The organism is Pseudomonas sp. AU12215 (genome assembly GCF_001675465.2).
GTDB classification, from domain to species: Bacteria; Pseudomonadota; Gammaproteobacteria; order Pseudomonadales; family Pseudomonadaceae; genus Pseudomonas; species Pseudomonas nitroreducens.
Map to the genome: position 1 here is coordinate 23,845 of NZ_MACM02000002.1, position 13,253 is coordinate 37,097.

Below are 13,253 nucleotides of genomic sequence, written 5' to 3' on the forward strand. Positions count from 1 at the left end.
GATGTGCCGCGTGCAAGAGCCTGGTTGATGTTTGCGCGCGGCGAGGCCGACGTGGTGCTCGGGGCTGTTCGTAGTGCTAGACGTAATGAGGCAGGATCGTTTTACAGCCAGCACATAGAAGAAGGCGTTTCCCTTGTCAGCCTCAAGGCACACCCACTGCACCTGAAATCTCGAGAGGCCATTCTTGCTTCAGGACTAGCCTTCTCGTTTGTACGCGGACACGACTATGGCCCTAGAACAGCTGAGCTAATCAGCGCGCTTATGGCACGCGGATCACTGGCCCTGGTCAGGGACCCGAAAGCCATGTTGCGCATGCGACGTCTCCCCGTCTTCAGTAGCAGCTGGCTTTAGAGCCCTGGGTCAATGTAACGGCTTTGGAGGCCAGTTGCTCGGCATAGGCCAATGGGGTTAACCCACCCAGCCCTTTCTTCGGTCTCTCTTCGTTGTATTCCCTGCGCCAGGACTCAATCACTACCTTGGCGTGCGGCAGACTGGTGAACCAGTGTTCGTTCAGGCATTCATCACGAAAGCGCCCGTTGAACGATTCGATGTAGGCATTCTGATTGGGTTTGCCGGGCTCAATCAGAAACAGCTGTACACCTCGCTGATGAGCCCATGTCAGCATGGCGCGACCACAAAACTCCTTGCCATTGTCTGTGCGGATGGCCTTCGGCAGCCCGCGAGACATGGCCAGGCGATCTAGGATGCGCGTCAACGAAAGCCCGCCAATCGCTCGTTCTGGCACGATGGCGACAGCCTCATGGGTAGCATCATCCACCACGGTCAGGCTCTTGATGACACGCCCTTCAGCCGTGCGATCAAATACAAAGTCCATCGACCAGATCTGGTTGGCGGCCCGAGGGCGGCCCAGCGGCTGTCGATCTGCAATCGGGATCTTCTTGCGCTTACGCCTTTTCACCTGCAAGCGGGCTTCGGCATACAGGCGCTCCACACGCTTGTGGTTGACCACCTCGCCAGCCTGGCGCAGCTTCAAATAGATCATCGCGGCGCCATAGCGGCGATGCCGATGGACCAGGGCCACAATGCGCTCGCGCAGGCTCTGGTTGCGATCCGGCCTCGGTTGGTAGCGCAGAGCACTGGCGCTCATGCGCATCACCTGAAGCGCTCGTCGCTCACTCAAACCGCGTGCCGTCATGTGACGCACCAGCTCGCGACGGGAGGGTGCGCTCACCACTTTTTTCGCAACGCCTCGCGGGTGACTTCGATCTCCAGCATCGACTCGGCGAGCATTTTCTTCAGCCGGGTGTTTTCGCTTTCCAGCTCCTTCAGGCGCTTGGCATCCGACACACTCATCCCGCCGAACTTGCTACGCCAGAGGTAATAACTGGCCTCCGAGAAGCCATGACGACGGCACAGCTCCTTGATTGTGGGCGCTTGCGGTTCTGACACTTTATTCCAGTGGATCTGATCCGCTCGCGCTGGAGGTTCTGATCCACCCATTCCAGTGATTGTGATCCACCATGCTGATGATTCTGACCCCCCCCTCAAGCGCTAAACTATCCACTCCCCCTTTCTCGTAGGTCGCCGCAATTGATTGAAGAAGGCAGCCAGAATATTTATACCGATCTCGGCTGCGCCGATGCTGACGCAATGCAACGCAAAGCCAAGCTCGTCGTGCGTATCGGTGATGCTATTTCTGCCAAGGCTCTGGGACTGGATCAGGCGTCGGTAGTGACGGGCACTGAGGTATCTTGCCTGGAGGCCTGGCTAAAGGGGAATTTCAGACATGCCGATGAGGCCGTACTGCATGCTTGCTTACGCCACCTTGAGATGCATCCTCACTGACTCGGTGATTTTCGCGTGCGCGAAAATAACGAAGAGGGCATCGCCCCCTTCGTTGTTGATCATCACGCCTTGGCAGCCTGCTTACGCAAGGACTCGCCTTTGAGCCCGATACGGTGCGAGCGGTGGACGATGCGATCCAGGATGGCCTCGGCCAGCGTGGCGTCGTTGAACATGCTGTGCCAGTGCTCCGTGGGGAACTGGCTGGTGATGATCAGCGAGCCGGTCTGCATGCGCTGATCGACAATATCCAGCAAGGTATACCCCACCGTGGGTTCTACCGGTGCCAGCCCGAAGTCATCGAGGATCAGCAGATGAACTTTGCTCAAGGCCGTTCGGTACTTGGGCAGGGAGCCGTCGCCAATGGCGATTTGCAGCTCTTCATAGAGTTTCGAGGCGCTTTTGTAGATCACCGAGTAGCCCTGTCGGCACGCCTGGCTGCCAAATGCGCAGGCGAGCCAACTCTTGCCTGTGCCGGTGGCTCCGGTCAGCAGCAGGTTCTGTTGCTGACCAATCCAGGAGCATCCTGTCAGACCTGCGATCACTTGCTTATCCAGACCGCGACTGCTGCGGTAATCCACATCCTCCAGGTGCGCGGCATAGCGCAGCTTCGCCTGCTTCAGTAAGCGAGACAGCTTGCGGTTCTCGCGTTCGCTGAGTTCACGATCCACCATCAGGCCCAAGCGGTCATCAAAAGGCAGTTCCTGCATGCGTGGTTGTTCAAGCTGGTCGCGGTAGGCCTTGGCCATACCGGACAGTTGCAGTTGCTGGAGCTTGCTTTGGGTCTGCTGGTTCAGCATGTCGAACGTTCCTTTTCATCGGCAAAGTAATGGGCACCGCGCAGGTTTTCGTGAGCGGGTGTCGAACTGGGTAGGGATTTCAGGCCAGGGCGTTTGTCGGGCTGCTCGCGCAAGATGGATTGCAGGCTTTTCAGGGCGAAGGTCTTGATGGTCAGCGCATAGGCACAGGCCTCCTCCAAACGTGCATCGCCATGTAGACGAGATTCCTTGCGCAAGGCGCTGGCGGCCTTGTGTCCATTGGCCACATCGGTTCGCTCGGTCAGGTGATAGTGCAGATGGCGCAGTAGTGCAGGCCCGACCCGCTCACCCCAGGCGAGCAATGCAGCGGGCTCACTGTCGGCGTAATACTGGTGGTTCGGCGGCCTGTGCTCCGGTTGCACGCTGATGCCGGAAACATACTGTCGGGCATGACTGCTGACGCGCAGATGATTGTGAAAGACCTCCACGATCTCGCCCGTAGCGCGTACATCCACTTGCTGCTGTACCAATCGGCTCGGCACGGAATAGTGGTGATTGTCATACTCCACCAGGTAGTCGCTGCGCACTCGTACCTTGAAGCGCCAATCGGCATGCTCGTAGGCGTGGATCGGAAGCGGCTGGAGCGCGGGCTGTTCCACCTCGACGAATAGGCTGTGCCGACTGCTGCCAGGCTGGCGTTTGAACGGGCGTTGATTGAATGCCGGCAGCAACTCCAGGATCGCCTGATTGAGCTCTGCCAAGCTGAAGAAGCGGCGGTGGCGCAGGGCTGCTAGCAGCCAGCGTTGAACCAGCTTCACCCCGGCCTCCACTTTGCCTTTATCTTTGGGTCTACGCGGGCGGGCCGGCAGGATAATGGCCTGGTAATGGTGGGCCAGTTGCTGATAGATCAGGTTGAGCTGAACTTCATCCTTACCATGCTTGATCACAGCGGCCTTGAGGTTGTCGGGAACCAGTAGGCGGGGCACACCCGCGAAGAAATTGAAGGCCTGCACATGGCAGTGCATCCAGTCCTCGATCCGCTGACTCCACACGGCGCAGGCGAAGGTGTAGCTGGAGTAGCCCAGCACGCCGACAAAGATTTGTGCCAGGCGAGGTTCCGATTGGCCGTCCAGGTATATCGGCATGGTCTTGCCGGAGAAGTCCAAGAACAGCTTGTCGCCAGGTTGATGCAGCTGACGCATTGCCAATGGTTGTTGCTGCACAAAGCTGCGATAGCTGGCCGTGAACTGCGAATAGGCGATGCCGTCTGGCTCGGTGGCCCGCCATTCACGCCATAGCAGTTCCAGGGTGACGCTGGGGTTGCGCATTTCCGCATGCACCCAGTTCCAATCGGGGCAGGCCTTCAGGCGAAAGCCGTTGAATGGCTTGATACCCAAACGCTCATAAAGCTGCTCGTCGCTCCATTCAGCAAGCTGATCCACATCGAGGACAATGCTTTCCAGGTGGCGGCACAAACGCTTGAGACTGTTGCGCGAAAGCCCAGTGCTATGAGCAATTTCGCGTGTCGATAGACGTGTGCCATAGTGCAGGCGCACGGCCTCGCGCAGCAGGCGCGGTTCAATCCTGACTCTCATCCATACTCCTTCGTGCCCCGTGGGCGGGGCGCTGAATGGCAGGCAGTACCTGCCCCTCGGCCTTGACAGCCGATAGAGGGACGCTGAGAATTCACAAGCGTTGAAGGTGCTTATGTCATCTAGAAAAAGGCTCGGAGTTGCTGCTCCGGGCCTTTTTTGCGTCCACAGTTTTTGTTGCCCGCATGACCTAATCGATAGCGTGATGTCCTGTAGTTTTCTGGGCTTTAGCGGTCGTGGCTGTCGGATACACCAGCCTGCGCGGCCAGCCAGCGCTCGACCTCCTGCTTGAGGAACAATCGGCGGCGGCCGACGCGGAACGACGGTGGCATCGGCAAGCCCATGCTCAGTCGGTTGCGCGCCGTATGCTCAGAAATCCTGAGAATCTGGCTCACCTCCATGAGTGTCATCGTCTCCACCGTCATCCCCTTGCCTGCACTGCAATATCCCGATAGCGCATGCTAGGCAGTTGGTGGATGCCCAACTACTAGCCAGACTGGACACTTGATTTTGCCGCTCTACCTAGACGATGAATTTTTCGACTCTTTCGTATACGAGGATGTGGCGGTTGCCCTCTGGGCAATCAGGCTGCACGCTGCTGACATGGCTGTTACGCCGGCAATCGCGCTGCGACTGATCAGGCAGTATCTACAGCCTCTGATTCCGCCTGAGCATTGCCATGTGCTTTATGGGCAACGCATAGCGACCTGGAATGGCATCTGGGGAATTTATGCGGATCTGGGATGCTGTGTTGGCAAGAGCAACAATCCACATCTGTTTGAAGTAATGAAGGCCGTAGAGCTTATTCATCACTTCACGACCTGGCCGCCAAGGGAGTACACGTTCCCGACTGTTATTGAGGTCACCTACTTTCTCAGCATGTGTACTCAACTGAAGATTCCCGTGCAGAGTCATCTGCGCTTGGAAAATGGCCAGCGAGTTGATCCGTTCAGCTTTTGCACGTTGTGTTGGCGGCAGCCATTACCAGGACGAAAGCTCTGTGCACACCACTCTCCCCATGTTCCGCTCCAGGATGAGGTCGGAACGCAAGCTGCGGCGGCACGCTACAAGTCAGGCGTTCGCCAAAGAGAGCGGTTCGATAAGGCGGTAAATCGCATCCTGACCAAAGAAGTGACGGAGTTCCATGAAGGGCTCTTCACTCCCGTGGTGCTGTTCCCCGAACAGGGCATTGCGGCCTGGCTGACTGAGCGTCGCCCGCTGTTGTGGCAATTGCTCGGTGAGCGGCAGCAGGAACTCAGCGATGGGAATGCCGTGAGCATGCTGCTTGATCTACTGCACAGCCCTGATGGCCTACCGCCCAAGGCCCACCAGACTTACCGACTGATTAATCAGCACCTGCATGAGCATCCGCTGCTGATTTGGCCAATGCTCATACGAGCCGAGGGCTGGCACCGATGCCGAGAAGACGTGCGGGGACAATGGGGAGGCAAACGCCCTGGTGCAGGGCGTCCTGTACAGCCGTCAGCTACTTCGCCATGTACCGATCAACAACCGGGCGTAGCTCGCGGTTGCGCTGACCATAATTCTCAATGACCTGCTGATAGACCTTCACGTCCGAGCCCGGCAGCGAATACTGCACGTCGAATATTTCCTGATCCAAGGCTTCCCACTCTGCGATCAGGGCCATATCTGGCTGCGCCTGCTGGCTCTCCGCATGAATCAGGTAGGTCAGGCTGGACGTCAGGAAGTCGAGAGTGTCCTCGGCGCTTTCCAGCAAATCCAGGCATTGGCGTTGCGTCATTCCCAGCGCTTCTGCACCCGGTAAAAGCATTGCGTATATCCTCTGAGTAAGTGCCGTGCATCACCATCACGGAGATGCACGGCCACCCTACAGCCTGCAACGTTATCGTGGAGCTTGGCAGTGACTGGCAGTCGCCTCACATCTGTGGCGGCCAGTTATGCGATTCGCCCTGGCAGTCCTTGCACCAGGCATACAGGGCGTCGTACATGATGAGGCCATGACGTAGCATTTCATGGTCGTCGCTGAAGTTCTTCGACAATCCCAGCGAGATGGCATACAGCCCCGCCGACTGAGGCGTGAGATTGAGCCTTGAGGTATCGGCACCACGCACTATCTGCGCCAGTTGCTGCAAGGCCGGCTCGTCCAGTTGGTACTTCTTCAAGAACGCATCGAAGCTGCACAATTCGCCTTCATGAGTGAGTTCGACACCGGGGATGTCATAAGGCGTAGCGCCTTCCTCTCGCGCCCGGCGCAGCACATCGCCACTCGGCACGTAGAGAAACTCCGGCGCTGTATCGATAAAACGGGCGATCAGCCAAGGGCAGGCGATCCGGTCGATCTTCGGGCGTTCGCGGGTGATCCACTTCATGCAGCACCTCCTGCCTATCGGGATAGGCTCCGGGTGGGCTGGCGAGCGCTGTGCCAGCCAGAAAAACCATCGATCAAGTAGCGCGCATCCAGACCCATGGCCTCCAGTGTGGCGGCGATGCCCTGGCTGATTTCATGCCCCTTGGCGCAATAGAGAATCACTGGCCTGTCCCGTGGAACCTGATCCTTCCAGGTGAATACTTCCTCGGGATCGCGCCAGTGTGCACCGGGGATTTCTGTGGCATCGGCAAGTCGCACGCTGGTGCGACGCACATCCAACAGAGTGAACATCCGATCTGCTGCCTGCCATTCCGCCAGTTCGCATATCGAGATTCGGCTCATTTCCCACCTCTCAGTTTTGCAGCAGGTGCACAGCCAGACCTACCAGCGCACAGGCCGCCAGCACCTGGATGACGCCGCGCTTGAAGCGGAACAAAGCGATGGCCGCTGCCAACGCGATCAGCGCCGATGGCCAATCGAAATGACCGTTGAAGCCTTGCGGCCAGAGCACGTGGTAACCGAAGAACAGTGCCAGGTTGAGGATCACCCCGACCACGGCGGCGGTGATGGCCGTCAGCGGTGCGGTGAACTTAAGTTCGTTGTGAGTCGACTCCACCAACGGGCCGCCTGCGAGAATGAAAAGGAAGGACGGTAAGAAGGTGAACCAAGTGACCAGGCTGGCCGCCACGGCTCCAGCCAGGAAGGCCTGATCGGCACCGAATACCTGTTGCACATACCCACCGACGAAACCGACAAAGGCCACCACCATGATCAGCGGCCCCGGCGTGGTCTCGCCCAAGGCCAAGCCATCGATCATCTGCGTCGGGCTCAGCCAGCCGTAGTGGCCGACTGCACCTTGGTAGACATAGGGCAGCACTGCATAGGCACCGCCAAAGGTCAGCAACGCGGCCTTGGTGAAGAACCAGCCCATCTGGGTCAACGTGCCTTCCCAACCGAACAGGGCGGTCAACAAGCCCATGGGCAAGGCCCACAGTGCCGCACCAATGACGGCCAGCACGAGCAGGCGCGGCCAGCGAAAGCGCGCATGTTCCGGTGTCGGGGTGTCGTCATCGATCAGCGCAGAGCCGAAGGATTGCTTGGCCGCACCGTGGCCGCCACCGACACTGAATTTCTGCGGGGCAAATCGCCCGCCGAAATAGCCGATCACGGCGGCACCCAACACGATCAGCGGGAACGGTAGGTTCAACGCGAAAATGGCGACGAAGGAGGCGGCGGCAATCGCCCACAACCAGTTGTTCTTCAATGCACGGGAGCCGATGCGGTGGGCGGCCTGCACCACGATGGCGGTCACTGCGGGTTTAATCCCGTAGAACAACCCAGCCACCACCGGCACTTCGCCGAAGGCGATATAGACCCACGACAGCGCGATCAGGATGAATAGCGAGGGCAGTACGAACACTACCCCGGCAATCACCCCGCCCCAGGTACGGTGCATCAGCCAGCCGATATAGGTGGCCAACTGCTGTGCCTCCGGGCCGGGCAACAGCATGCAGTAGTTCAGGGCATGCAGAAAACGCCGTTCGGAGATCCAGCGCCGGCGCTCTACCAGCTCCTGGTGCATGATCGAAATCTGCCCGGCCGGGCCACCGAAACTGATGAAGCCAAGCTTCAGCCAGAAAGCGAAGGCCTGCCAGAAGCTGACCGGCTGCGGTGCTTGCGTCAGTGTTTCCGCGTTCTGCGCGGCTGTTTGCGTCACGTCGAGGGTACTCCTTTGTCGAAACTGGCCAGCAATCCGTCAAAAATGGCGGAAGCGGCGGTCAGCAATTGATCGTCTTGAGTCAGGGTTTCGCGCAGTCCGGCTAGCACGCTCTCGATACCGGCGGCCTCGGGCGGCTGCACGCCGCCCACGTCGAGGTAATGCACAAGTAAACCCAGCCGTGCGATAGCGGGCTGCTCCAGGCCGAAGCTTGCCGCCAACACCTCGAAGGTGACGCGACTGCCGACATGACTGAAGGTCGCGCCGTCGAAGTCGAAACCCAGCGCATCGGCCGGACAATCCCCGGGACTGGCCAGCCACAGAATCCTGGCCTGTGGGTCGATAAAACGGCGGATTAGCCAGGCACTGGCCAAGCGATCCACCCATGGCCGCTGGCGGGTCGCCCAGGTGCGCTCCTGGTAGTCGGATGAATGCAGCCGCGCGATGACACCGGCCATGGCGTGCGGCTCATCCGGGGACAGGGCCCGGGCGCAGGCTAGCTCCAGCTCCTGCAAGGCTTTATCCGTTTGCTGTTGTGCCTCATCAGGGAAAAAGTCGATTTCGACCAGGCTGGCGAAAGCTTTGCGGAGCTTGCGTACCTGCTTGAGCGTGTCCTGCACGGTATCGGCAGTCAGCACATTCCGCACTTGTACGACTTCACCCAGCACGGCCGCATAGTCTTCGCCGCGATCAAACAGGTCGGTAAAGTTCGCTCCCTCAGGCTCTTCGACGCGCAGCACATGGGCTGCCCCACCAGCGTCCCGTACATCTGAGGCCAAACCATCCAGGGTGGCGCGACAGTCCTCGCGCTCAGGCATCAGATAGACACCATCACGCAGCACTGCCGCCCCGGAGGCTTTCAGCGAGCGCCAAGCCCGTTGCCGAGCAGTGGCATTCTCGGTGGGCAAGGAAAGGATCAGTGCTAGCAGCTTCATTTGGTAGAGATATATTCAGATATGAATGACTCTCTACATATTGATCCAGAGCAAAGGAGACCGCAAGCGCTTGCGGTGTACCTACCGGCTTTAGGGGCGGGTCAGAATCATCAGCGGAGTGGATCACAACCACTGGAATGGGTGGGGCGGAATCTCCAGCATGGACGGGTCACAATCGCTGGAACTGGGTGTCAGCATCACTGGAATACACAGCAACCGCCTCGGCTTCGCCGTGCAGCTCTGCCTGCTGCGCTACCCTGGTTATGCGCTGGGCAACGACACGGCGCTACCCGAGCCCGTGATCCAGTGGGTGGCCAAGCAAGTCCAAGCCGACCCCGCGAGTTGGGCGAAGTACGGTGAGCGCGACGTGACCCGCCGCGAGCACGCTCTGGAACTGCGCACCTACCTGCAACTGGCCCCGTTCGGTCTGTCGGACTTCCGCGCCCTGGTGCGCGAGTTGACCGAGCTGGCCCAGCAGACCGACAAGGGCTTGCTGCTGGCCGGGCAGGCGCTGGAGAGCTTGCGCCAGAAGCGGCGCATCCTGCCGACGCTGAGCGTTATTGACCGGGCGTGTTCGGAGGCCATTGCACGCGCCAATCGGCGGGTCTATCGCGCCCTGATCGAGCCGTTGAACCCATCGCATCACGCCAAGCTCGACGAACTGCTCACCATTAAGGCCGGCAGCAACAGCACTTGGTTGACCTGGTTGCGGCAATCACCGCTGAAGCCGAACTCGCGGCACATGATCGAGCACATCGAGCGGCTGAAGATTTTCCAACTGGTGGGCCTTCCCGACAGCCTCGGCCGGCACATCCACCAGAACCGATTGCTGAAGCTCGCCCGCGAGGGCGGGCAGATGACGCCACAAGACCTCGGCAAGTTCGAACCGGAGAGGCGCTATGCCACGCTGGTCGCCGTGGTACTGGAAAGCACCGCGACCGTGATCGATGAACTGGTTGATCTGCACGACCGCATCCTGGTCAAGCTGTTCAGTGGCGCGAAACACAAGCATCAGCAGCAGTTCCAGAAGCAGGGCAAAGCGATCAATGACAAGGTGCGCCTGTACTCGAAGATCGGCCAGGCCCTGCTGGACGCTAAAGAGTCCGGTGACGATCCGTTCGCCGCCATCGAGGCGGTCATTCCCTGGGACGAGTTCACCCAGAGTGTCACTGAGGCCGAGCTGCTGGCCCGGCCGGAAGCCTTCGACCACCTGCACCTGGTCAGCGAGAACTTCGCTACGCTACGCCGCTACACCCCAGCCTTTCTGGAGGTGCTTCAGCTCCGAGCCGCGACGGCAGCGCAAGCCGTGCTGGATGCCGTTCAGACCCTACGCGAGATGAATGCCGATAATCTGCGCAAGGTGCCCTCCGACGCACCGACCGCCTTCATCAAGCCGCGCTGGAAACCGCTGGTGATCACCCCGGAAGGCATCGACCGGCGCTTCTACGAAATCTGCGCCTTGTCCGAGTTGAAGAACGCGCTGCGCTCCGGCGACATCTGGGTCAAAGGCTCGCGGCAGTTCCGCGACTTCGATGACTACCTACTGCCTCCCGAGAAATTCGCCGCACTCAAGCGGGAACAGGCGCTGCCACTCGCGATCAACCCGAACAGCGACCAGTACCTGGAAGAGCGTTTGCAGCTGCTGGACGAGCAGCTGGCCACTGTCACCCGACTGGCAAAGGACAACGAACTACCCGATGCCATCCTCACCGAGTCCGGGCTAAAAATCACCCCGCTGGATTCCGCGGTGCCCAACACCGCGCAGGCGCTGATCGACCAGACCAGCCAGCTACTGCCGCGCATCAAGATCACCGAGCTGCTGATGGATGTGGATGAATGGACGGGCTTCACCCGCCACTTCACGCACCTGAAGGATGGCGCACAGGCGAAAGACCGGACGCTACTGCTAACGGCGATCCTGGGCGATGCCATCAACCTCGGCCTGACCAAAATGGCCGAGTCGAGTCCGGGCATGACCTACGCCAAGCTGTCCTGGTTGCAAGCCTGGCACATCCGTGACGAAACCTACTCGACGGCCCTGGCCGAGCTGGTCAACAGCCAGTTCCGGCATGCCTTCGCCGCCAACTGGGGTGACGGCACCACCTCATCCTCCGATGGCCAGCGTTTCCGTGCCGGCGGTAAAGGCGAGAGCACCGGCCACGTCAACCCGAAGTACGGTAGCGAGCCAGGACGGCTGTTCTACACCCACATCTCTGACCAGTACGCGCCGTTCAGCACCCGCGTGGTGAATGTAGGCGTGCGTGATTCCACCTACGTGCTCGACGGTCTGCTGTACCACGAGTCCGATCTGCGGATCGAGGAGCACTACACCGACACCGCTGGCTTCACCGATCACGTCTTCGCCCTGATGCACCTGCTGGGCTTCCGCTTCGCGCCGCGCATCCGCGACCTCGGTGAAACCAAGTTGTATGTGCCCAATAGCGTCCAAGACTACCCGACGCTGCGTCCAATGCTCGGCGGAACCCTGAACATCAAGCACGTCTGCGCTCACTGGGACGAGATTCTGCGGCTGGCCGCGTCGATCAAGCAGGGCACCGTCACCGCATCGCTGATGCTGCGCAAGCTTGGCAGCTACCCGCGCCAGAACGGCCTGGCCGTGGCTCTGCGCGAGCTGGGTCGGATCGAGCGCACGCTGTTCATCCTCGATTGGCTGCAAAGCGTGGAACTGCGTCGCCGCGTGCATGCCGGATTGAACAAGGGCGAGGCGCGTAACTCCCTGGCCAGGGCGGTGTTCTTCAACCGCCTCGGCGAGATCAGGGATCGGAGTTTCGAGCAGCAGCGCTACCGGGCCAGCGGCCTCAACCTGGTGACGGCCGCCATCGTGTTGTGGAACACCGTGTACTTGGAGCGCGCGACCCAGGCCCGAGAAGAGGCAGGCAAGCCAGTTAATCCTGAGTTACTGCAATACCTTTCGCCATTGGGCTGGGAGCACATCAACCTGACCGGCGATTACGTTTGGCGGCAAAGCCGCAAGCTGGAAGACGGGAAATTCAGGCCGCTGCGGCAGCTCGGAAAACCTTAGCGTACGATTTTTTCCGAGTTCTGCGGGCTCCCCAGCAGCAACACCGGCAGATCGAGCAACGCCGTCATCAGCGCATCGACCACGAAGGCCCCTTCACCTGGCTGGCCGAGTTGCCACACCACTCCTGGCTGGCCCAGCCCGAGTTTGCGCCGGAACAACTGGCCGAACGGCTGCAGACTTATCTGACTGACTGCCGCCAGTTGCTGGAGCTGGATGAGCAGATCCGCCATCTGCTGGGTGAAATCCATAGCGGCGGATTGACCAAGTATCAGTTTGTCGGCGAACCGGAAAACGAGATTGTTCGTCTCGTTGAATTCGCCCATCACCTGCCGCAGGAAGCCGAAGCACTGGAAAAGAAGGTACGCTCGGCGGTGGTGAATGTGGCCGCCTGCCTGCGCGAGCTGCGTGACGGCCTGTTTGCCTTCAAGCGCCGGATGCGCGAGTTCAACCGCAAGATCAGCGGCCGACAACTCTCCGACCTGGCCGTGTTCAAGATCGAACCCGAGGACGAAACCCTGCTGGTGGAGGCCATCGAGCTACTGATCAATACCGCTGCCACCGTGGACAGCGGCGAAACCTTCGAGCTGTTCAACCAGCAGAGCGTCCTTGACGACGAGCAGATCAATCGCGCCAAGACCCTGCTGATCGAAGAGGGCAATGCCCGCCACGGCCTGCGCGTGGCCGACCTGTTTCGCCTGCGCTTCTGGGTCGGCAAGGCAGATCGCGAGCCGGAAGCCTTCGATGACCTCGACAGTGCCGCTTCCAATGGCACCGTACTGATGGCCAAACTGGTGACGGGGCTGGCGATGCTGCATCTGATGCAGGATCAGCGTCGCCCCATCCAGGGCATCTGCTATCTGGACGAGGCACTGGCCCTGGACGCCCGCAATCAGCGCAGCCTGATCGACACGGCGGCGGAGTTCGGCTTCTCGTTGATTTTTGCCTCGCCCGCGCCGCTGACGACCGTGCGCTACTGCGTGCCGATTCACACGCGCAACGGCAGCAACCAGATCAGCCGCCATAGCTGGCAGGTCATTGAACCGCTGGATACCTAA

At 60.0% G+C, this 13,253-nt stretch carries 12 protein-coding genes and 2 pseudogenes; 4 read left to right on the top strand and 10 right to left on the bottom strand.

Features of this window, described 5'->3' with window-relative positions:
- Positions 1–331: 331 nt before the first annotated feature.
- Positions 332–1,386, bottom strand: a pseudogene (locus A9513_RS00100) (IS3 family transposase); the annotation flags it as partial.
- A 165-nt stretch (positions 1,387–1,551) separates the two neighbouring features.
- Here A9513_RS00100 and A9513_RS35345 point away from each other — a divergent pair.
- Positions 1,552–1,806 carry an XRE family transcriptional regulator gene (locus A9513_RS35345; protein WP_074247666.1) on the top strand — a complete coding sequence of 85 codons (255 nt, stop codon included), beginning with the start codon at positions 1,552–1,554 and terminating at the stop codon, positions 1,804–1,806.
- 62 nt (positions 1,807–1,868) lie between these two features.
- On the opposite strand, the gene istB is transcribed toward A9513_RS35345, so the two are convergent.
- The 3 genes from istB to A9513_RS00120 all read right to left on the bottom strand — a co-directional run bounded on the left by istB (position 1,869) and on the right by A9513_RS00120 (position 4,563).
- Positions 1,869–2,603 carry an IS21-like element helper ATPase IstB gene (gene istB / locus A9513_RS00110; RefSeq protein WP_023100543.1) on the bottom strand — a complete coding sequence of 245 codons (735 nt, stop codon included), beginning with the start codon at positions 2,601–2,603 and terminating at the stop codon, positions 1,869–1,871.
- The gene (gene istA, locus A9513_RS00115; protein WP_023100542.1) at positions 2,597–4,156 is read right to left on the bottom strand and encodes an IS21 family transposase; all 1,560 of its coding nucleotides are present in this window, start codon (positions 4,154–4,156) and stop codon (positions 2,597–2,599) included. The genes istB and istA overlap by 7 nt, the downstream gene beginning before the upstream one ends.
- A 224-nt stretch (positions 4,157–4,380) precedes the next feature.
- Positions 4,381–4,563: a helix-turn-helix domain-containing protein gene (locus tag A9513_RS00120; protein WP_196714534.1), complete on the bottom strand. Its 183-nt coding sequence runs from the start codon at positions 4,561–4,563 to the stop codon at positions 4,381–4,383.
- Positions 4,564–4,657: 94 nt separating this feature from the next.
- Here A9513_RS00120 and A9513_RS35350 point away from each other — a divergent pair, with 94 nt between their 5' ends.
- Positions 4,658–5,707 carry a hypothetical protein gene (locus A9513_RS35350; RefSeq protein WP_124014491.1) on the top strand — a complete coding sequence of 350 codons (1,050 nt, stop codon included), beginning with the start codon at positions 4,658–4,660 and terminating at the stop codon, positions 5,705–5,707.
- Here A9513_RS35350 and A9513_RS00125 read toward each other — a convergent pair.
- The 5 genes from A9513_RS00125 to A9513_RS00145 form a co-directional block, all read right to left on the bottom strand.
- Entirely contained in the window at positions 5,640–5,945 is a 306-nt protein-coding gene (locus A9513_RS00125) for a hypothetical protein (RefSeq protein WP_023100539.1), read from the bottom strand. The genes A9513_RS35350 and A9513_RS00125 overlap by 68 nt on opposite strands.
- Before the next feature lie 106 nt (positions 5,946–6,051).
- Positions 6,052–6,504, bottom strand: coding sequence for a chromate resistance protein ChrB domain-containing protein (locus A9513_RS00130; RefSeq protein ID WP_023100538.1), 453 nt, complete (start codon positions 6,502–6,504; stop codon positions 6,052–6,054).
- Positions 6,505–6,518: 14 nt separating this feature from the next.
- Positions 6,519–6,845 carry a rhodanese-like domain-containing protein gene (locus tag A9513_RS00135; RefSeq protein WP_023100537.1) on the bottom strand — a complete coding sequence of 109 codons (327 nt, stop codon included), beginning with the start codon at positions 6,843–6,845 and terminating at the stop codon, positions 6,519–6,521.
- 10 nt (positions 6,846–6,855) lie between these two features.
- Positions 6,856–8,187 carry a chromate efflux transporter gene (chrA, locus tag A9513_RS00140; RefSeq protein WP_205896557.1) on the bottom strand — a complete coding sequence of 444 codons (1,332 nt, stop codon included), beginning with the start codon at positions 8,185–8,187 and terminating at the stop codon, positions 6,856–6,858.
- A 29-nt stretch (positions 8,188–8,216) separates the two neighbouring features.
- Complete coding sequence (locus tag A9513_RS00145) at positions 8,217–9,155, bottom strand: chromate resistance protein ChrB domain-containing protein (protein ID WP_023100535.1); 939 nt, start codon at positions 9,153–9,155, stop codon at positions 8,217–8,219.
- 211 nt (positions 9,156–9,366) lie between these two features.
- Between A9513_RS00145 and A9513_RS00150 the strand changes: the two are divergent.
- Positions 9,367–12,198, top strand: a pseudogene (locus A9513_RS00150) (Tn3-like element ISPa40 family transposase); the annotation flags it as partial.
- On the opposite strand, the gene A9513_RS36365 reads toward A9513_RS00150, so the two are convergent.
- Complete coding sequence (locus tag A9513_RS36365) at positions 12,195–12,446, bottom strand: hypothetical protein (RefSeq protein ID WP_240967373.1); 252 nt, start codon at positions 12,444–12,446, stop codon at positions 12,195–12,197. The pseudogene A9513_RS00150 and the gene A9513_RS36365 sit on opposite strands and share 4 nt — an antisense overlap.
- 9 nt (positions 12,447–12,455) lie before the next feature.
- Here A9513_RS36365 and A9513_RS00155 point away from each other — a divergent pair, with 9 nt between their 5' ends.
- A complete protein-coding gene (locus A9513_RS00155; protein WP_240967372.1) occupies positions 12,456–13,253 on the top strand; it encodes a hypothetical protein in 798 nt (265 codons plus the stop codon).